This is a genomic window from Blastococcus sp. PRF04-17, from assembly GCF_023016265.1.
Taxonomy (GTDB): domain Bacteria; phylum Actinomycetota; class Actinomycetes; order Mycobacteriales; family Geodermatophilaceae; genus Blastococcus_B.
This window is the reverse complement of the sequence record NZ_CP095412.1, coordinates 4,016,328-4,035,238: the sequence shown is the minus strand read 5'-3', so window position 1 is coordinate 4,035,238 and position 18,911 is coordinate 4,016,328. Positions and strand designations below refer to the sequence as shown.

Here is an 18,911-nt window from a genome sequence, read left to right as displayed (position 1 = left end):
CCGACGCTAGTCGGCGCCCCGAGCGGCCTCCCGATAGCGTCCCGAGTCATGCCCGGTGAGCTGCTGCGCGTCGACGTCGGCGACCTGACCTTCGACGTCCGGGCCGACGGTCCCGAGGACGGACGGCCGGTCCTGCTGCTGCACGGCTTCCCCGAGACGTCGGCGTCCTGGGCGTCGGTGACCCCGCTGCTCACCCAGGCGGGGCTGCGCACCTACGCCCCCGACCAGCTCGGCTACTCCCCCGGCGCCCGCCCCGCGGAGGTGGCGGCGTACTCGGCGCAGAACCTCGCGCAGGTCACCGTGGACCTGATGACGGCGCTGGAGATCCCCGTCGCCGACGTGGTCGGGCACGACTGGGGCGCGAACGTCGCCTGGACGCTGGCCGCCTGGCACTCCGATCGGGTGCGCTCGCTGACGGCGGTGTCGGTGCCGCACCCCGCGGCGTACACCGTGGCCTACCGGACGGACCCCGAGCAAAGGGAGCGCTCGGGCTACATCCGGCTGTTCTGGCAGGCGGGCAAGGCCGAGGAGGCGCTGCTCGAGGACGACGCCCGGAGGCTGCGCCGGATGCTGTCCGGGGGCGAGCACGCCAGCGGCATCCCGGCCGAGGCGATCGACGAGTACGTGGCCGTGCTGTCGGCGCCGGGTGCCCTGACCGCGGCGCTGAACTGGTACCGGGCGATGAGCTCCGACGTGCGGGTCGACCGGATCGAGGTCCCGACCACCTACGTGTGGAGCGACGGCGACGCGGCGATCGGCCGGACCGCCGCGGAGGCCTGCGCCAACTACGTGACGGGCGACTACCGGTTCGTGGAGCTGCCCGGGGTGACGCACTGGATCCCCGAGCAGGCACCCGAGCCGCTGGTCTCGGCAATCCTGGACCGCATCGCGTCGACCTGAACCGCCCTCGGTCCCCGCAACGGCGCATCGAGACCTCGGTCGGTCTCGGCGCCGTCCAGTGACCCGCAGACCCCTTGTATCGAGGTGTGCCGCATCGACCACCCGCGTCGCTGAAGGCGGCTCCATGGGACATGCGCTCGGCCCCTGAGAGTGTGCGCGGAAGCCCCGTTCTGGGACTGCGAATGGGGGCTGAGCGCACCCCGTCGACCGCGATCCAGGACGCCGATCTTGCCCGTAGTGGGCCGCTATGGGACGAACGGTGGGCCCGCATGACCCGGTCGAGCCTCGGAACGAGTTGCAGGAGTCCACTCCTTCGGCCCCGGGGCTGGGCGACCTCGGATGGGATGCGCTGTCCCGTCGTGGGCGTTCGGTGGCGGCCGCCCCGTCGGGTCGACCGCCACCATGAGACTCAGTCCGCGGAGCCGGTGACCAGAGCCAGCAGGCCGGCCTCGTCGATCAGGTCGACGGGGCGGACGGTCTCCTTGGCTGCCACGTGGTGGAAGCCGGCACTGACCCCTTCGACCGGCACGCCGGTCAGCCGCGACCAGCCGATCCGGTAGGCGGCCAGCTGGACGGCCGCTGCGGAGAGGTCGCCGCCGGTGGGTGGCGGCCCGGTCTTCCAGTCGATGACGTCGAAGCCGCCGTCCTCGCGCTGGAACACGGCGTCGATCCGGCCGCGCAGGGTCAGCGGCCCCAGCGGCGTCTCGAAGGGCACCTCGACCTCGATCGGCTGCCGGTCGGCCCATTCACTGGCCAGGAACGCCTCCTGCAGCTCGGCCAGCGCGCCGTCCGGAGCGGCCAGTTCGTCGCCCGAGCCGGGCAGCTCGTCGAGGTCGACCAGCTTCGCCGCGCCGAAGCGCTCCTCGAGCCAGGCGTGGAACGCCGTGCCCCGGCGGGCCTGCGGCGCGGGCGCCGCGGGCATCGGCCGGCGCAGGCGGCGGGCCAGCTCCGCCGGGTCACGGCGGAGGGTCACCAGTCCCGACACCGACAGGTGCGACGGCAGCGGGACGTCGACGGTCGGGCTCCCGCCCCGTGCCCGTTCCCGCAGCAGCAGGTCGGCGTCCCGGACCCACTGGGCGACCTCGGGGTCGGCACCGTCGAGCAGCTGCTCTGGGTCGAGAGGGTGCGGCGTGGCCGCGGTGACCAGCTCGGCGGCGGCGGTGAGCGCGCGGCGCCGTCCCGACGTCAGCGGGTCGGCCGGCCAGACGCCGATCGGCCACTCCTCGAGCGCCGGGTTGGTCGCGCCGTCCGGCGGCGCGGGCGCCCAGTGCACGACCCCGCCGGCCCCCGCCTCACAGGCCTCCTTCGCGGTGAGCAGCAGCGAGGACGGGCCGCACGGCTTCACGCCGTCCCGCCACCAGCTGCCCGAGCAGATCAGCAGGTGCCGGGCGCGGGTGACCGCGACGTAGCCGAGGCGGATCTCCTCGGCCGTCCCGAAGTCCTTCCAGTCCTGGACGTAGTCCTCGAGGGCCTGCTTGACGACCGCCTGGTCGCCGGAGCCGGGGACCGGCAGGCGCAGCCGCGGCAGCTCCTCCCGGTCGGTGAGCCGGAGGTCGGCGGGAACGGCCCCGGGGTCGCGGATCCAGGAATCGCTGGTGTCGCTCTTCGACGGGAACTGGTCGAGCGTGAGGCCGGGGACGGCGACGACGTCCCACTCCAGGCCCTTCGCGGAGTGACCGGTGAGCAGCTGCACCGCCTCCGGGTTGACGGCGATTTCGCCGGGCTCCAACCCGCGCTCGCGCTCCTCGGCATCCTTCAGGTAGCCGAGGAAAGCCGGCAGCGACGGCAGCTCGGCGAGCTCGGTGAACTCCGCCGCCACGGCGTGCAGCGCGTCGAGATGCGCGCGGGCGGCGGCCGGGCTGACGCCGGGGGCGCTGGCCAGCTCGGTCTCCAGCCCCAGCGTGCGGGCCACCTCGTCGACCAGGTCGGGCAGCGACTCGCTGAGCCGGCCGCGCAGGTGCCCGAGCTCCGCGCCGAGCCTCCGGAGCCGGCGGTAGCCCTCGGGCGAGTAGGCGTCCGAGCCGCCCAGGTCGTCGAGCGCCTCGACGATGCTGCCCCGCTCGACCGGCGCCTCGACGGCGGGCTGGGCGCCTGCCTCGGGCTCCGCCGGACGACGCGAGTGCACCAGCGCCCGGGCACGCGCCTCCAGGGCTGCGAGGTCGCGGGGACCGATCCGCCAGCGGGCACCGGTGATCAGCCTGCCGAGCGCGTCACCGGCGGTCGGGTCGACGAGCACGGTCAGCGTGGCGACGACGTCGGAGACCTCGGGCACCTCCAGCAGGCCGCCGAGGCCGACGACCTCGACCGGCAGCCCGCGCCCGCGCAGCGCCGCGGCGATGCCGGGCAGCTGCTTGCGGGCGCGCGCCAGGACGGCGACCGTCGGCCGGTGACCCGGCTTTCCAGGCGCCGCGGGGTCGGTGCCGTGCCAGCACGCGGCCACCCGGTCGGCGAGCGCCTCGGTCTCCTCGGCGACGGTCTCGTACAGCCCGACGGTCACCGAGCCCTTGTCCGCCGTCGGCGCGGGGGCGAGGTCCGGCAGCGGCTGGGCGGGCGGCGGGAGCATCGCCGAGACCGCGTTCGCCACCGTCAGGACGGCGTCGTCGTTGCGCCAGCTCGTGGCGAGCGTCAGCCGCTGGGCGGGCCGGCCGGGCACGCCGGGGAAGGTCCGGTCGAAGCGCTCGATGGTGCCGGCCGAGGCACCGCGCCAGCCGTAGATCGACTGCCGCGGGTCGCCCACCGCCAGCACCGGGTGCCCGGTGTCGCGGCCGAACAGTGCCTCAAGCATGCGCAGCTGGCCGACGCTGGTGTCCTGGTACTCGTCGAGCAGCACGACCTTCCAGCGCGCTCGCTCCCGGCGGCCGACCTCGGGGGAGGCGACCGCGATCCGGGCGGCGTAGGCGACCTGGTCGGCGTAGTCGATCGCGCCGGCGGCCCGCTTGCGCGCCTCGAACGCCTCGACCAGCGGCAGCAGTGCGACCCGCGCCTTCTGCCGGGCGAGCATCTCGAGCACCGGCGCGTACGGGCCCTTCTTGCGCGGCGCATCCGGGTAGGACCGGATCTGCGCTTCGAGCTCTGCCGTCCAGGCACGCAGGGCCGCCGGGCTGATGTCGTGCTCGCCCAGGTCGGCGGCCAGGGCGAGGACGTCTTCGACCGTCGTCAGCAGCGTCAGCGGGACGTCGTCCATGTCGCCGGTGTAGGACGAGACCACGGTCGCCGCCTGACCCCAGCACATGGCCGGGCCGAGCACGCCGGCGCCGGGCTCGACGCCGATCCTCAGCCCGTGTTCCGCGACCAGCGAGGCCGCGTACCCGTGATAGGTGGAGACGGTGGGCTGGGCGACGTCCAGGCGGGCGCGCAGCTCGTCGTCGGTGTCGGGGTGCCGGGCCAGCGCGCCGAGCCGCAGCCGGACGCGCTCGTTGAGCTCGCTGGCCGCCTTGCGGGTGAAGGTCAGCCCGAGGATCTCCTCCGGCGCGACGATCCGGTTGGCCACCAGCCAGGAGACGCGGGCGGCCATCGTCTCGGTCTTGCCCGAGCCGGCACCGGCGACGACGACCAGCGGACGGTCGGCCGGTGCCTCGACGACCCGCGCCTGCTCCCCCGACGGCGCGTACGACAGCCCGCACCGGCGGGCGACCTCGGCCGGGTCGAGCAGCCGCTGCACCGACGGCTCGTCGGCCGGTTCGAGCCCGGGGATGTCGAAGAGCAGTTGCTCGGCGTCGGGATAGCCCCTCATCCGGTCACCTGCCGGCCGGGTTCCTGCAGGGGGCAGCTGCGACGGGCGGGGCAGCGCGAGCAGTGCGATCCGGTGCGCACCTCGAACGTCCCCGCCCCCATGCCCTCCCCCACCTGCGTGATCAGTTCGCCGGCCCAGGTCTGCTCGACCGGCAGGTCAGCGGGCAGCGGCTCCTGGTGCTGCTCCTTGGCCTTCGCGCCGGTGCCGACCTGTAGCAGGGCGGCCCCGCCGGGCACACGGCCGTGGCTGCCGAACCCGCCGGCGGCGACGGCCACCTGGTAGGCAGCCAGCTGCCCGTGCTCCTCGGTGTTCTTCGCGGCGGTCTTGCCCGTCTTGAGATCGACGACGACGAGCCGTCCGTCGGCGTCCCGCTCGAGTCGATCGACCTTGCCCCGGATGACGGCGCGGCCGACGGTGGCGTCGAACTCCACCTCGGCGGCGATCAACTCCCGGTCGGCGGCGGCGTGCCAGGCGAGGAAGCGGGCGAGCATGTCCTGCGCCGACTTCCGCTGACGCTGGTCGGACCACCCCGGTCCGAGGTCGAGCTGGTCCAGCTCGGCGTCCAGCGCGGCCGGCGCCTCCGCGGGCGGCAGGCCCTCGGCGACCTGTTGGGCGACGTCGTGCACCGCCGTCCCGACGGTCCGGGTGGTGTCGGGCGAGGCCTCGGCGCCGACGGCACCGAGCACCCAGCGCAGGGGGCAGCGCTGGAACGTCTCGATGGCCGACGGCCGCACCCGCACCGGCGCCTCCTCGGGCACCAGGGGCGCGTCGTCGGAGAGCTCGGCCAGCCCCCACCAGCGGGACGGCGCGGCGCCGGGAACGCCCTCGTCGGCGAGGCGGCGCAGCACCGAAGCAGCCGCCGACCGGCGCGGGGCCGGGGTGTGCGGATCGGTCACCGCACGGCGCAGGTCGGCGACGAGCGCCGGCAGCGTGAGCGAGCGGGGCAGTTCGGTGTGCGGCCGGCCGTCCTCCGGTGGCGGCTCCACCAGGTCGAGGAACCGGGACGCGGTGGCGCCCGCATCGGCGCCGTCGACCGCACCCTCGACGGCGGTGACGACGAGCCGTCGCCGGGCGCGGGTGCAGGCGACGTAGAAGAGCCGCCGCTCCTCTGCCAGGGCGAGCGTCCGGCGGTCGACCGGCGTGCCGTCGATGCCGGCGGCGCGCTCGACGAGCTCCTCGGTGCCGAGCAGCGTCGTCCGTTCGCGCAGGTCGGGCCAGACGCCCTCCTGCACCCCGGCCACGCACACCAGGTCCCACTCCAGGCCCTTGGCGGCGTGCGCCGTCAGCAGCCGCACCGTCTCGCCGGCCACCGCCCGGGCCGCCCCGGTGTCACCGGGCAGTTCCTGCGCCGACAGGTGCTCGACGAACGCGCGCACGTCGGCCGAGGGGAGCCGGTCGACGAAGCCCGCGGCCGCGTCGAAGAGCGCCACGACGGCGTCGAGGTCGCGGTCGGCGACGGCGCCCGCCGGCCCGCCGGCGGCGCTGGCCCGCGCCCACCGGCCGGCCAGGCCGCTGCGCTGCCACATCGCCCACAGCACGTCCTCGGCGGTGCCGTCGTCCGCCAGCGCGAACCGGCCGGCATCGAGGACGGCGGCGACGCGGACGGCCGGGCGGGCGATGTGCTCGGGCAGCGCCTCGAGCAGCGCCGCGTCGTCCAGAGCGGTCGCCAGGGGCGCGCCCCGGTCGGCGACGTCGATGCCCTGCTTGGCCAGTGCGATGCGCACCGCCCGACGAAGCCGCCGCAGGTCCAGCACCGTCGCGCCGCCGAGCGGGGATGCGAGCAGCGCCTCGGCGGCGGGCTCGTCCAGCCCCACCGCCTCGCCTGCTGATCCGGGCGCGGGAAGCAGGGCGCTCAGCGCGCTGAGGAACGGGGCGACCGCCGGCTGCGCGGCGAGCGGCAGGTCGTCGGCGGAGACGGCGACCGGGACGCCGGCCGACGCGAGCGCGCGGCGCAGCGGGCCCAGCGCGGTGGCGGTACGGACCACGACGGCCATCTCCGACCACGGCAGCCCGCCGAGCAGGTGGGCCCGGCGCAGCACGTCGGCGAGGTAGGCGGCCTCGACCGCCGCCGACGGGAAGACGTGCGCCTCCGCCGCTCCCGGCTCCGTGCCATCGACGGCCGCGAGCCTGCGGTGCTCCCACGGCCCGGGCAGCCCCTCGGCGACCGTGCGGCTGATCCGGAGCAGTTCCTCGCCGGAACGGCGGCAGACGCCGAGCGACACCCGCCGGGCGGCCCGGCCGTCGAGGTGCCGGAAACGCTGCGGGAACTCGACGAGGCCCCGCGGCTCGGCGCCCCGGAAGGCGTAGATGGCCTGGTCGGGGTCGCCGACCGCCACCAGGTTGCCGCCGCGCCCGGCGAGCAGTTCGAGCAGCTCGACCTGCGCGGGATCGGTGTCCTGGTACTCGTCGACGAACAGCCAGCGCGCCCGCTCGCGCTCCTGGCGGAGCAGCTCCGGGTCCTCGTTCAGCTCGTGGATCGCCTGCCGCACGAGTTCGGCGGGGTCGTACCCGGACGCGTCCCCCCGCGCGGCGGTCGCGAACGCGGTCACGTTCTCGTACTGCTCCTGGAAGGCGGCGGCGAGGACCCAGTGGTCCCGGCCGGTGGCCCGCCCCCAGGACGCGAGCCGCTCGGCGCTCACGCCGCGCTCGGTGGCGCGCATCAGCAGGTCGCGCAGCTCGGTGCGGAATCCCGCCGTCCCCAGGGCGGGAGCCAGCGACGCCGGCCAGCGGACCGCGCCCTCCTCCTCGGCGTCACCACGGAGCAGTTCGGCTACGACGGCGTCCTGCTCGGCGGAGGTGAGCAGCCGCGGCGGCGCGTCGCCGCGCAGCAGCGCGGCGCGGCGGAGGACGCCGTAGGCGTAGGAGTGGAAGGTGCGGGCCAGCGGCTCGCGGATCGTGCGGGCGACCCGGCCGGTGATGCGGGAGCGCAGCTCGGCGGCCGCCTTGCGGCTGAAGGTCAGGACCAGGATCTGCTCGGGGTCCACACCGGCGTCGATGCGGGCGGCGACGGCCTCGACGATCGTCGTGGTCTTCCCGGTGCCCGGGCCGGCCAGCACGAGCAGCGGGCCGCCGGCGTGGTCGACGACCGCCTGCTGCGTGGGGTCGAGCCGGGGCGCGGAGAGCCGGTGCGGCTCACCGGCGACGAGCCGGTAGACCGGTGCCGCGTCAGTCCCCCGGAGTGCCACCCCCCGATGGAAGCACGCGGATCGGACACTTCCGGGACACGTGGGGCGGACGGGACGGCGCGTCCCGGGTCAGGCGAGGGCGGCCTCCCGCACGCCTGCCTCGGCCATCAGGTCCGCCGCCGTGGTCAGCCAGCCGGCGACCAGTAGGAGCGGCCACTCGGCCTCGTGGTCCAGCGACGCCGTGGCCGCGGACAGCCCGGCCTGGGCGACCGCCCGGCACGCCATGGTGTTCATGATCAGAGAGTCGGCACGAACCTGCCATGGCTGAAGGGGACGCCGCCGAACTGGTCCGCACGGGGGAGACCGTCATACCGGCGCACCAGCGGTCAGTCGGGCCGGTCGAGGTCGAGGTCGAGGTCGAGGTCGAGGTCGAGGTCGAGGAACATCGTCCCGGCAGTGGCCGCTGACGTCACCGGCACGAACCCGGCTCGCTCGTACAGCCGACGGGCCGGGTTTCCGTCCTCCACGCTCAGGCTGAACCCGCTGAGCCCGCGGCGGCGCCCTCGGCCGTCGCCGCCTCGAGCAGGGCACCGCCGAGACCGACGCCCCGATAGCCCGGCAGCACGCAGAGGCTGACCTCCGGCACGCCGGTGCGCACGAAGCCGTAGCCGGGAGCCTCCACCGTGAAGGAACTGGCCCACACGACGCCGGTGGGCTGGCCGGCCAGCGTGGCCACGAACCCGAAGTCGCCGCGCTCGGGCACGAACCGGAAGTAGGCGGCCAGGTGGGGGTCGGCGTCGACCTGCGCGAAGGTGAACCGCTGCTCCACCCAGTTGACGTTCAGCCACGTAGCGACGCGCAGCAAGAACCCGTCCGCCGTCCCCAGAGGACGGAGGACCGTGGACTCGTGGTCGCTCACGGCCAGTGCACGGCGGGCATGTCGACGCGGCCGTTGCGCATCGGGACGCCCTCGGCGGCGAGCAGCTCCATCTGCCGCACCCGCACCGGCTCGGCGGCGGACCCGTCGGCCCGCACGACGCGGAACCACGGCACCGCTCCCCCGCCCGACGACAGGGCCCGGGCGACCCGGCGTGGTCCGATGCCCAGCAAGCGCCCGATGGCGCCGTAGGTGCTGACCCGACCCGGTGGGATCTGCTCGACGACGTCGAACACCGCCTCGTCGACGTCCGCGGGATCGGTCACGCCGTCATCCTGGAGTCAGGTCGCCTTGCGGCCGAACCGTGCCAGCAGCCGGGTCTGCGGGTCCGCGGCGGCCGACACGTCCAGCGGCGGGTCGAACAGGCCGGGGACGCCGTCCTCGGGCAGCTGCTCGGCGAAGACCAGCGCGGCGGTGACCAGCTCGCCGTCCAGTTCGGTGTCTCCGCCGGTGGCCCGGGCGAGGTCCCAGGCGTGCACCGTCAGGTCCGCGGTCATCTCGAGGATGTACTGGGTCGCCGGTGTCGGGCCGCGGGAGAGATGGACGGTGCGGACCAGGGCGTCGTCCTCGGCGAAGGCCGACAGCGCGTTGTCCGCCGCCGACTCCCAGCCGGTGAACGGGTCGGCGCCGAGCAGATCGGTGGTGTCCTCGGGGAACCGGCCCTCGGCCACGGGCTCGCCGGCCAGCAGCGGCGGCACCCACAGCTGCTCGCTCACCAGGTGGGCCACCAGATCGGCGACCGTCCAGCCCGGCAGCGACTCGTCCGCCCACTGGTCGGGGGCGACGGCGTCGACCTGGTCGGTGAACTGGTTCTGGGCGCGCTGGAAGAGCTCGAGCAACTCCACGGGCGAGAAGGCGGCCATGCCGTCAGTGAAGACGACGACGGCCCCGACCGCCCCTCGAAGGGCGGGCGGGGCCGTCGTGCGGCTCCCTCGCAGGGGCCCGGCCCGAGCGGAGCGAGGGTCGGGGGGCGAGGGGTCCTCTTAGTACGTGGGGAGCGCCTTGTCGATGCGGGTGGCCCACGCGGTCACGCCGCCCTGGACGTGCACCGCGTCCTTGAAGCCGGCGTTCTTGACCGCGGCGAGCACCTCGGCCGAGCGGACGCCGGTCTTGCAGTGCAGCACGATCGGCTTGTCGTTGGGCAGCTCCGACAGCGCCCGCCCGGACAGGATCTCGTCCTTGGGGATCAGCTTCGCGCCGGGGATCGACACGATCTCGTACTCGTTGGGCTCCCGGACGTCGATCAGCTCGAAGTCCTTGCCGGCGTCCATCATGTCCTTGAGCTCGTCGACGGTGATGGTGGAGCCGGCCGCGGCCTCCTGCGCCTCGACCGAGACGACGCCGCAGAAGGCCTCGTAGTCGATGAGCCCGGTGATCGGCTCCCCCTCGGGGTCCTTGCGCACCTTGATCGTGCGGAAGGTCATCTCCAGGGCGTCGTAGACCATGAGCCGGCCGAGCAGCGTCTCGCCGATGCCGGTGATCAGCTTGACCGCCTCGGTGGCCTGGATCGCGCCGATGGTCGCGCAGAGGACGCCGAGCACGCCGCCCTCGGCGCAGCTGGGCACCATGCCCGGCGGCGGCGGGACCGGGTAGAGGTCGCGGTAGTTGGGCCCGTGGTCGTTCCAGAAGACCGAGACCTGACCGTCGAAGCGGTAGATCGACCCCCACACGTAGGGCTTGCCCAGGAGCACGCACGCGTCGTTGACCAGGTAGCGCGTGGCGAAGTTGTCGGTGCCGTCGACGATCAGGTCGTACTGCCCGAAGATGTCGAGCACGTTGTCGCTGTCCAGCCGCGTCTCGTGCAGCCGGACGTCGATGAGCGGGTTGATCTCCTTGATGGAGTCCCGCGCGCTCTCGGCCTTGGACCGGCCGACGTCGGACTGCCCGTGGATGATCTGGCGCTGCAGGTTCGACTCGTCGACCGTGTCGAACTCCACGATGCCGAGCGTGCCCACGCCGGCCGCGGCCAGGTACATCAGCACCGGCGAGCCCAGGCCGCCGGCGCCCACGGCGAGCACCTTGGCGTTCTTCAGTCGCTTCTGCCCGTCCATCCCGACGTCGGGGATGATCAGGTGGCGGCTGTAGCGGCGGACCTCGTCGATCGAGAGGTCGGCGGCGGGCTCCACCAGGGGTGGCAGGGACACGGATCTCTCCTCTGGTTCTCCTACTCGGCCTCACTGGGCCGTCGTCTCCGCGCACAACAGCGGAACAGCCGGGCCGATTCCCTCAGCCGCGGAGGTCCCGGCGGGCGTACCCGGCCAGACCCACCACGGCCAGCAGCAGGGCGATCACCAGCATGCTCAGGGCACCGGCGACGTCCACCGGGGCGGCCGGCACCTGGGCCAGGTGGGCGAAGGGCGACAGGCCGCGGACCCACCCCGGCCAGCCGAAGGTGTCGGCCAGCACGAGCAGCAGGAAGCCGCCCGCCGCGGGCAGGACACCGATGGCGAGCACCGCGGAGGGTGCCCAGCCCAGGGCCAGCAGCGCGGCGCCCAAGCAGAGCAGCGCCACGGGGACGACGTTGAGGGCACCGCCCAGCGCCTCGCCCAGAGCCAGGTCCGCGTCCACCGAGGTCGCGCCGATCCAGGTGGCCAGGCCCGCGGCCGTCGCGACGACGAGGGCGCCGACGGCGACGACCGCCGCCTCCCACGTGACCCAGCGCAGCCGCCCGACCGGCCGGGAGTACAGCAGCGTGAGCCGGGAGGCCGCCTCGTCCGCGGCGAGGCCGGCGATCCGCCCGGCCGCGTAGGCGCCCACCGGGATGGCGAGCAGCGCGAACAGCGACGCGGCGTAGCCCTGCACCGAGGCGAGGCCCGCGAAGCCGGCCGCGGCGGCCATGTCGGCGAACACCGGGTTGTCGCGGAGGAACTCCAGCATCGTCGAGGCCAGCAGGCCGATGAGGAGGAAGTACGCCGCCACGCCCGCTGACCAGGTCGCCGTCGCCCGCCGCGTCCGGTGCACGGCCAGGCCGGGCAGCGACCGCAGCAGCCGGCTGGGGGCGCGGCGGCGCTCGACCGACCGCCACCGCCCGGTGCCGACGTCCCGCCCGCCGGCCAGCACGCCGGCCAGGACGGCGAGGAGGGCGACCTGGGCGGCCAGCACCAGGACCGGCGCCCAGCGGTCCTCCGCATACGGCGCGGTGCGGCTCAACAGCCCGAACGGGCTCAGCCACTGCAGCCAGGACAGCGCCGCCACGCCGTCGCCGACCATCCGGGCCAACAGGCCGACCAGCAGGGTGCCGACGGCCAGACCGGACGCGGCACGGCGCTCCGGCACCAGCTGACCGGCCAGCACGCCGAGCGCGGCGCCGGCCATGGCGGTCCCGCCGGCGACGGCGCCGAACAGCACGGAGCCGGCCGGCGCCGTGCCGGCGAGCAGCAGGCCCCCGGCCACCGCTGTGCCGATCAGCGCGCCGGAGGTGAGCAGGACGGCGAGGGTCCGCCGCACGTAGGCGGGCAACCGGATCCGGCCGGCGAGGAGCAGGTCGGCGCGGCCCGCCTCCTCCTCGCCGCGGGTCACCCGGGTCCCCGCCAGCGCCCCCCAGACGCCGACGAGGACGCAGACCACCGTCCCGGTGCGCCAGACCGTGAAGCCGCCGGCGTCGTCGAGGGCCACGGGCGGTCCGAAGAGGGTGCGGATGGCGGGGTTCTCCGCGAGCGCGGCGAGCGAGTCGGCGCCGAACGCGCCGCTGAAGGTCCGCTCGTACTCCCGGGCGACGAAGGCGGGAACCCCCGCGCAGAGTAGCGCGACGACCAGCGTGCCGCGCCGGACGTGCCGAACCAGGGCCCGCGTGACCACCGTCCCGGGCCGGGCGGGAGGAACCGGCCGCTCGACGTCGGGTCCGAGGCGGGGCGCCGTCCCCGTGGTCACGCCGAGGCCTGGCCGTAGTAGTCGAGGAAGATCTCCTCGAGGGACGGCTCCCGGACGTCGAGGCGGACGACGTCGGCGTCGGCGAGCGCCCGCAGCACCGGGCCGGGCGGGCCGGTCAGCGCCAGGGTCACCTGCAGCGGCGAGGCCCACCGGACGTCGGCCACCGCCGGGAGGCCGGCCAGCTGGTCCAGCGCGGACGTGGGCCGCGCGAGGTCGACGACGACCTCGGAGCGGCGGAGCCGGCGCAGCTCCGCCAGCCCGGCGACCTCCACGAGGCGGCCGGCGCGCAGGATGCCGACGCGGGAGCAGACCGCCTCCACCTCGGCCAGCTGGTGGGAGCTGAGGAAGACCGTCTGACCGCGCTGGCCCGCCTCGCCGATGCAGCGCCGGAACTCCCGCTCCATCAGGGGGTCCAGGCCACTGGTGGGCTCGTCCAGGACCAGCAGCGGCGCGCGGGTGGCGAACGCGGCCACGAGCGCCACCTTCTGCCGGTTGCCGGTCGAGTAGGTGCGGGCGCGCTTGCCCGGGTCCAGCTGGAACCGCGCGATCAGCTCGTCGCGGTAGGCCAGGTCGGTTCCGGGGCCCACGCCGGCGAGCAGGTCCAGGCACTCCTGACCGGTGAGCGAGGGCCACAGCGCGACGTCCGCGGGCACGTAGGCCAGCTGGGCGTGCGCGCGTTCGACGTCGGCGACCGGGACGCCGAAGATCTCGGCGCTGCCGGCGGTGGGGCGCAGCAGGCCGAGCAGCATCCGGATCGTGGTCGACTTACCGGCGCCGTTGGGGCCCAGGAAACCGAAGACCTCCCCGGCGGGGACGTCCAGGGACAGCTCGTCGACGGCGAGCGTCGTGGCGAAGCGCTTGGTCAGTCCGGCAGCGCGGACCGCAGGGGCGTCGGTGGACATGGCGCGGGCCCTCCCGGGCGATCGGGAACACGACTTGCCGACCAGGCTTCCCGGCGCACCAGGGGGAACTTAGCCCTGCGGGAGCGCTACGGGTAGGGCCAGGCGTTCCGGACGCAGCCCTGCAGACCGAGGGTCTGCTGGAGCATGACCGGCGCGACCTGGCCGGCCCCGGGGCAGTCGACGTGGCCGTTCCCCAGCACGTGCCCCACCTCGTGGTTGACCACGTACTGGCGATAGGTGGCGATGTCCCCGTCGTAGTGCGGGACCGCCGTGGCCCAGCGCGCGAGGTTGATGACGGCGCGGTCGCCGTACCGGCAGGAGGTGTAGCCGCCGGTGCCGACGCCCGGGCAGTACGTCTCCATGCTCCCGGGGCTGACGAGGCTGACCCTGAAGTCGAACTGCCCCGCCGCCGCCTCGGCCGCGCCCACGCGCTGGAAGGACAGCCGCCCGCCGGCCCCCACGACCGCGGGTCGCCCAGCGTCGACTCGACCGCTGCCGCGAAGGCGGCCCCGTCGACCTCGGTGCTGTCCTCGACCTCGACGATGAACCGCTGCAACGGGCCGGTGCCCGTCACCGCCGACGTGCCGTCCACGACCGAGACGGTGCCGGCCCCCTGCTCGACGTAGGGCTGCGGGCCGACGACCTCGGCCTGCTCGGTCGGCTCGGCGTCGCCCTCGGCCGTCGCAGGCACCGGTTCGGGCGACTGCGGAGGGACGTCGGAGGAGGGCGCCTGCCGGGTCGTCGGCACCGCCGTCGTCGCCCCGGCCCCCGTCGCCCCTGGCACGCTGCGCGCCAGGTCGACCAGGACCACGAGCGTGGCGACGGTCAGCAGCGGGATCGCATACGCCCGCCAGCCGTACCGGCCGACGAAACGCCGGACCCGGCTCCGGCCGTCGTGCCGCCTGCGGGGGTGGCGCGGGTCGTCCAGCCCGGTGCGCGCGACGAGCGGCGCCGGCCGGTCGGCCACGGCGGTGCGTGGCATCACCCGCCGCCCGAGGGGCGAGGAGTCCGGGCGCGCGGCACCGGGGCGGCCGTCCGTCGGACGACCGCCGGCGGGGCGTCCTTCCTCGGGCCGCACTCGCGCTCCTCGTCTCCGGGACCGGCGTCAGCTGCCCAGGGTCTCACGCTGGGTGCCGTGTCGACAGCAGCGCGAACGTTCCGCGCCGGTCGCGCCGCGTCAGGCGCCGCTGCGAACGGTCTGCTCGTCGAGCGACTCGACCATGCCGAGCACCGCCCGCGCGGTGGCCTCGGGCGCCTCCAGCATGGCGACGTGACCGACGGCGTCCAGCAGCAGCAGCCGGGCATCGGGGACGACGCCGGCCAGCCGTGGGGCCAGCGCGGCATCGACGAGCTTGTCGCGCCCACCCCAGATCACCAACGTCGGCATGCGCAGCGATCGGGCGGCCCGCCAGCCGTTGGCGGCGCCGACCCGGAGGTAGGAGGCGATGAGGCCGCGCATGCTGCGGGTCAGCGCGCGGTCGGCCCACGGCTGCTCGGCGCGCTCGCGCATCTCCTGCACGGCCTGCTCGACCCGCCTTCGCGGGACCCGGCCGGGTTCGCCGAAGCACATCCGGATCATGGCCCGGACGTTCTCCTCGGGCGTGATCCCGGCCAGTCTCTTCTCCGCCAGCGACGGGACGCCCGGCACGAGCAGGAGCAGCAGCAGCCGGCTGAACGCCGGTGGGACGCGGTAGACCGGCATGGCCGGCGACACCAGGGTCAGCGTCGCCACCAGGTCCGGGCGGCGGGCGGCCACCAGCAGGCCGGCCAGGCCGCCGAGCGAGTTGCCGACCAGGTGCACCGGCCGGCCCTGCGCCGCTCCCGGCAGGCTCACCAGGTGCTCGAGGACGTCGACCACCGCGCGCACGTGGCCACGGATGGAGTACCGCCCGCGCGGTGGCGGCTGGGAGCGGCCGAAGCCCGGCAGATCCAGGGCCCACCCCTCGAACCGCACGGCGAGCAGCGCGGCGAGGTCGGTCCAGTTGGTCGACGCGCCGCCCAGCCCGTGCACGTAGAGGGCCCGCTCGCGGGGTGCGCCGTCCGCGCCACCGTCGACGGGGCCGGACCACGGGGCGTGCCGGACGAAGACGGTGCCGCCGGGGACGGAAAGGTCCTCGCCGGGCCACGGCGGGACCATCGATGTGAGCCGGGGCAAGGGCGTCGTCGACGGGACCGCCGGCACGACGGTGTCGGTGGGAATGGGGGCCTCGGGCATCGCTTTCGACGGTAATCCCCGCCCGCTCGCCCTGCGGCCCGCCAACCCGTCGGTAACATCACGCTCTGATGCAGCCGACCCGTCCGACCGCGGAGCCGAGCCGACGCACGTCCCGACTGCCTCGGGGTGCGCGCCGGCTGCAGCTGCTGCGCGCCGCCCAGGACGTGTTCGTCGCCCAGGGCTTCCACGCAGCGGCGATGGACGACATCGCCGACCGCGCGGGTGTCAGCAAGCCGGTGCTCTACCAGCACTTCCCGGGCAAGCGGGAGCTGTACCTGGCGCTCCTCGAGGAGCACGTCTCCGAACTGGCCGAGCGCGTGGCCGAGGCCATGGGCCGCACCGACGACAACCGCGAGCGCGTCGACGCCGCGGTGGGCGCCTACTTCGACTTCATCGACGCCGAGGGCGAGGCCTTCCGCCTGGTCTTCGAGTCCGACCTGCGCAACGACGCCGACGTCCGGGCCATCGTCGACCGCGGTACGGGGGTCTGCGTCGACGCGATCGCCGAGGTCATCGCCGCCGACACCGGGGCCGACCCGGAGCGGGCGCTGCTCCTGGCATCCGGACTGACCGGCCTCGCCGAGACCAGCGCGCGCTGGTGGCTGCCCCGCAAGGGCACCGTATCCCGGGACGAGGCGGTGAGCCTGATGTCGGCGCTGGCCTGGCGGGGCATCTCCGGCTTCCCCCGGGTCGACGGCGACTCCCGCTGAGGCGACGGCGACGGCGTTCGCTGTCGGCGCACCCGTCGGAACGGTCGTGCCTCCCGACGCTGGTCTAGCGTTGCGGACAGTCGCGCGAACCGAGGAGGCATCGCCCACGTGGAAGTCAAGATCGGCGTCCAGCACTCGCCCCGGGAGCTGGTCATCGACAGCCCCAAGACCCCCGACGAGATCGCGAAGGACGTGGCAGCGGCCATGTCCGGGTCGACCAAGGACGGCCTGCTGACCCTGGAGGACGAACGGGGCCGCCGCGTGCTCGTCCCGGTCGACCGGATCGCCTACGTGGAGATCGCGCAGGCCGACCAGCGTCGCGTCGGCTTCATCGCCGGGGCGTAGCGCCTCAGCATCCGCATCAGCATCCCGGCCCTCCGGCGCGCCAGCCACCACCTGGCGCGCCGGAGGGCCTTCTGCTGCCGGGGTGCGCCTCCTGGGACACGAGGGGCAGGTGTGGCGGGGGCCCCGAGGCGGGTGCGGTTCGAGTCACATCCGGACGGGCGTGGACCGATACGGCAGCGAATCCGCTGACCGCAGTGACCGCCGGGAGCCCCGTCATGACCGTGAAGACCCGCCTCGTCGTGAGCACCGCCGCGGTGCTGGCCATCGCCCTCGCCGCCCTGGTGGCAGCGGTCACCGTGCTCACCACCGGGCAGGCCCGCGAGGACGGGCTCCGCTACGCCGAGAGCCTGGCCTCGGCCGAGGCGGAGCGGGTCCAGGTGCAGCTCACCCGGCAGCTCGGCACCGCGCAGACGCTGGCCCGCACCCTCGGCGCGATGGCGTCCGGGGTGCAGGGTGACCGGGCGCTCGCCGACGCCGTCGAGCGAGACCTGCTCGCGGCCGACCCCACGCTGCTGGGCGTCTGGTCTGCGTTCGAGCCCGGGGCCTTCGACGGCCGCGACCCCGAGTTCGCGGGCACCCCCACCAGCGACGCCTCGGGCCGCTACATCTCCTACTGGTACCGCGACGGCGACCGCGTCGCCGTCGCCCCCTCGTCGGCTACGACCAGCCCGGTGTCGGCGACTACTACCTCCTGGCGCGGGACAGCGGCGGCGACGTGGCGCTGGAGCCCTACGAGTACGAGGTCGCCGGCAAGCAGCTGCTCATCACCTCCCTGGCGTCACCGGTGCGGGCTGCCGACGGGCGGGTCATCGGGGTCGCCGGCGTCGACATCACCCTCGCCTCGGTCCAGGAGGCCGTGGCGGCCATCCGGCCCTACGCGGTGGGCCGCGCCGCCCTCGTGTCCACCGGCGGGCTGGTGGTGGCGAGCAACCGGGCCGGCGACGAGGTCGGCCAGGCCCCACGGGGCCCGGCCGCGGGCGTCGTCTCGGACGCCCTCGCCGACGGCGCACCCGTGCAGCGGACCGTCACCGGCGGCTCAGGCGACACGGTCCTCGTGGCGGCGCCCTTCCCGGTGGGGACCGGACAGCAGTGGACCCTCCTGGTGGACGTGCCGGAGGAGGCCATTCTCGCCGACGCGCACGGCCTGCGGACGACGACGCTGCTCGGGGCCCTCGGCACCATCGCGCTCGCCGTCGGGGCCACCTTCCTGGTCGCCCGGCGCGTCGTCGCCCCCCTCGACGCGCTGCGTGGCCGGATGGAGGAGATCGCCGACGGCGACGGCGACCTGACCGCTCGCGTCGACGAGTCGCGCAAGGACGAGATCGGCCAGCTCGGCGCGGCCTTCAACCGCTTCGTCGCCACGGTTGCCGACACGGTCACCGGGATCGGGCGTGCCTCCTCGTCCCTCACCGACGTGTCCGGCGGCATGTCGGGCGTGTCCGGGCGGCTTGCCGAGTCGGTCGGGCAGACCGCTGCCCAGACCCAGCAGGTGTCCGCGGCCGCCGAGCAGGTCTCCCGCAACGTCCAGGCGGTGGCCGCGGGCGCCGAGGAGATGGGTGCGAGCATCCGGGAGATCGCGACGAACGCGAACGAGGCATCCCGCATCGCCGGCGAGGCCGTCGAGGTCGCCCAGGCCACCAACGCGACGGTCAGCCGGCTCGGCGACTCGTCGAAGGCCATCGGGGACGTCGTCAAGGTCATCACCTCGATCGCCGAGCAGACCAATCTGCTCGCGCTCAACGCCACCATCGAGGCCGCGCGCGCCGGCGAGGCAGGCAAGGGCTTCGCCGTCGTCGCCAACGAGGTCAAGGAACTGGCGCAGGAGACCGCCAAGGCCACCGAGGACATCGCGCGCCGCGTCGAGGCCATCCAGGCCGACACCGCCGGGGCGGTCGCCGCCATCGAGCGCATCGACGAGGTGATCTCCCGGATCAGCGACTACCAGACCACCATCGCCAGTGCGGTGGAGGAGCAGACGGCGACCACCAACGAGATGTCCCGCGGCGTCTCCGAGGCAGCTCAGGGAACCACCTCGATCGCCCAGACCATCGTCGCCATCTCCACGGTCAGCTCGGAGACCGGCGAGGACGCCGGCGAGGCGAGGAACGCCGCCGACAGCCTCGCCGATGTCACCGGCGAGCTGTCCCGGCTGGTCGGCCGGTTCAAGGTCTGAG

General features: G+C 74.9%; 16 protein-coding genes and 1 pseudogene. 4 read left to right on the top strand and 13 right to left on the bottom strand.

The window, feature by feature from the left end:
• Window positions 1–48: 48 nt before the first annotated feature.
• Window positions 49–900: an alpha/beta fold hydrolase gene (locus MVA48_RS20495; RefSeq protein ID WP_246982989.1), complete on the top strand. Its 852-nt coding sequence runs from the start codon at window positions 49–51 to the stop codon at window positions 898–900.
• 409 nt (window positions 901–1,309) lie between these two features.
• On the opposite strand, the gene MVA48_RS20490 is transcribed toward MVA48_RS20495, so the two are convergent.
• The 13 genes and pseudogenes from MVA48_RS20490 to MVA48_RS20435 form a co-directional block, all read right to left on the bottom strand.
• Window positions 1,310–4,633, bottom strand: a complete 3,324-nt coding sequence (locus tag MVA48_RS20490) for an ATP-dependent helicase (RefSeq protein WP_246982987.1) — start codon at window positions 4,631–4,633, stop codon at window positions 1,310–1,312.
• On the bottom strand, window positions 4,630–7,818 hold the full coding sequence (locus tag MVA48_RS20485) for an ATP-dependent helicase (RefSeq protein ID WP_246982984.1): 3,189 nt from the start codon (window positions 7,816–7,818) through the stop codon (window positions 4,630–4,632). The genes MVA48_RS20490 and MVA48_RS20485 overlap by 4 nt, the downstream gene beginning before the upstream one ends.
• A gap of 69 nt (window positions 7,819–7,887) precedes the next feature.
• Complete coding sequence (locus MVA48_RS20480) at window positions 7,888–8,052, bottom strand: hypothetical protein (RefSeq protein ID WP_246982983.1); 165 nt, start codon at window positions 8,050–8,052, stop codon at window positions 7,888–7,890.
• A 92-nt stretch (window positions 8,053–8,144) separates the two neighbouring features.
• The gene (locus tag MVA48_RS20475; protein WP_246982982.1) at window positions 8,145–8,285 is read right to left on the bottom strand and encodes a hypothetical protein; all 141 of its coding nucleotides are present in this window, start codon (window positions 8,283–8,285) and stop codon (window positions 8,145–8,147) included.
• Window positions 8,286–8,287: 2 nt separating this feature from the next.
• Window positions 8,288–8,677: a GNAT family N-acetyltransferase gene (locus MVA48_RS20470; protein ID WP_246982981.1), complete on the bottom strand. Its 390-nt coding sequence runs from the start codon at window positions 8,675–8,677 to the stop codon at window positions 8,288–8,290.
• Window positions 8,674–8,961 (bottom strand): MGMT family protein, encoded by a 288-nt coding sequence (locus MVA48_RS20465; protein WP_246982980.1) that lies wholly within the window; start codon window positions 8,959–8,961, stop codon window positions 8,674–8,676. Before MVA48_RS20465 ends, MVA48_RS20470 begins: the two co-directional genes overlap by 4 nt.
• Before the next feature lie 15 nt (window positions 8,962–8,976).
• Window positions 8,977–9,558 carry a TIGR03086 family metal-binding protein gene (locus tag MVA48_RS20460; protein WP_246982979.1) on the bottom strand — a complete coding sequence of 194 codons (582 nt, stop codon included), beginning with the start codon at window positions 9,556–9,558 and terminating at the stop codon, window positions 8,977–8,979.
• Between the two features lie 120 nt (window positions 9,559–9,678).
• On the bottom strand, window positions 9,679–10,839 hold the full coding sequence (gene moeZ, locus MVA48_RS20455) for an adenylyltransferase/sulfurtransferase MoeZ (RefSeq protein WP_246982978.1): 1,161 nt from the start codon (window positions 10,837–10,839) through the stop codon (window positions 9,679–9,681).
• 82 nt (window positions 10,840–10,921) lie between these two features.
• Complete coding sequence (locus MVA48_RS20450; protein WP_246982976.1) at window positions 10,922–12,565, bottom strand: ABC transporter permease; 1,644 nt, start codon at window positions 12,563–12,565, stop codon at window positions 10,922–10,924.
• Entirely contained in the window at window positions 12,562–13,467 is a 906-nt protein-coding gene (locus MVA48_RS20445) for an ABC transporter ATP-binding protein (RefSeq protein ID WP_305852271.1), read from the bottom strand. The genes MVA48_RS20450 and MVA48_RS20445 overlap by 4 nt, the downstream gene beginning before the upstream one ends.
• 86 nt (window positions 13,468–13,553) lie before the next feature.
• Entirely contained in the window at window positions 13,554–13,928 is a 375-nt protein-coding gene (locus MVA48_RS23625; RefSeq protein ID WP_256461099.1) for a DUF3152 domain-containing protein, read from the bottom strand.
• Between the two features lie 53 nt (window positions 13,929–13,981).
• Window positions 13,982–14,449 (bottom strand): annotated as a pseudogene (locus tag MVA48_RS23620) (hypothetical protein); the annotation flags it as partial.
• Window positions 14,450–14,644: 195 nt separating this feature from the next.
• On the bottom strand, window positions 14,645–15,682 hold the full coding sequence (locus MVA48_RS20435; protein WP_246982974.1) for an alpha/beta fold hydrolase: 1,038 nt from the start codon (window positions 15,680–15,682) through the stop codon (window positions 14,645–14,647).
• 68 nt (window positions 15,683–15,750) lie between these two features.
• On the opposite strand from MVA48_RS20435, the gene MVA48_RS20430 reads away from it, so the two are divergent.
• From MVA48_RS20430 to MVA48_RS20420, 3 genes are all read left to right on the top strand, one after another.
• Window positions 15,751–16,392: a TetR/AcrR family transcriptional regulator gene (locus tag MVA48_RS20430; protein WP_246982972.1), complete on the top strand. Its 642-nt coding sequence runs from the start codon at window positions 15,751–15,753 to the stop codon at window positions 16,390–16,392.
• A 108-nt stretch (window positions 16,393–16,500) separates the two neighbouring features.
• Complete coding sequence (locus tag MVA48_RS20425) at window positions 16,501–16,737, top strand: DUF3107 domain-containing protein (RefSeq protein ID WP_246982969.1); 237 nt, start codon at window positions 16,501–16,503, stop codon at window positions 16,735–16,737.
• A 715-nt stretch (window positions 16,738–17,452) separates the two neighbouring features.
• The gene (locus tag MVA48_RS20420) at window positions 17,453–18,910 is read left to right on the top strand and encodes a methyl-accepting chemotaxis protein (RefSeq protein WP_246982966.1); all 1,458 of its coding nucleotides are present in this window, start codon (window positions 17,453–17,455) and stop codon (window positions 18,908–18,910) included.
• The last annotated feature ends 1 nt before the right edge of the window (window position 18,911 follow it).

What these genes read in the sequence shown, in the direction of transcription:
- MVA48_RS20495 (WP_246982989.1), top strand. Translation starts at nt 49, where the DNA reads ATGCCCGGTGAGCTGCTGCGCGTCGACGTCGGCGACCTGACCTTCGAC.
- MVA48_RS20490 (WP_246982987.1), bottom strand. Translation starts at nt 4,633, where the DNA reads ATGAGGGGCTATCCCGACGCCGAGCAACTGCTCTTCGACATCCCCGGG.
- MVA48_RS20480 (WP_246982983.1), bottom strand. Translation starts at nt 8,052, where the DNA reads ATGAACACCATGGCGTGCCGGGCGGTCGCCCAGGCCGGGCTGTCCGCG.
- MVA48_RS20460 (WP_246982979.1), bottom strand. Translation starts at nt 9,558, where the DNA reads ATGGCCGCCTTCTCGCCCGTGGAGTTGCTCGAGCTCTTCCAGCGCGCC.
- MVA48_RS20445 (WP_305852271.1), bottom strand. Translation starts at nt 13,467, where the DNA reads ATGTCCACCGACGCCCCTGCGGTCCGCGCTGCCGGACTGACCAAGCGC.
- MVA48_RS20435 (WP_246982974.1), bottom strand. Translation starts at nt 15,682, where the DNA reads ATGCCCGAGGCCCCCATTCCCACCGACACCGTCGTGCCGGCGGTCCCG.
- MVA48_RS20430 (WP_246982972.1), top strand. Translation starts at nt 15,751, where the DNA reads ATGCAGCCGACCCGTCCGACCGCGGAGCCGAGCCGACGCACGTCCCGA.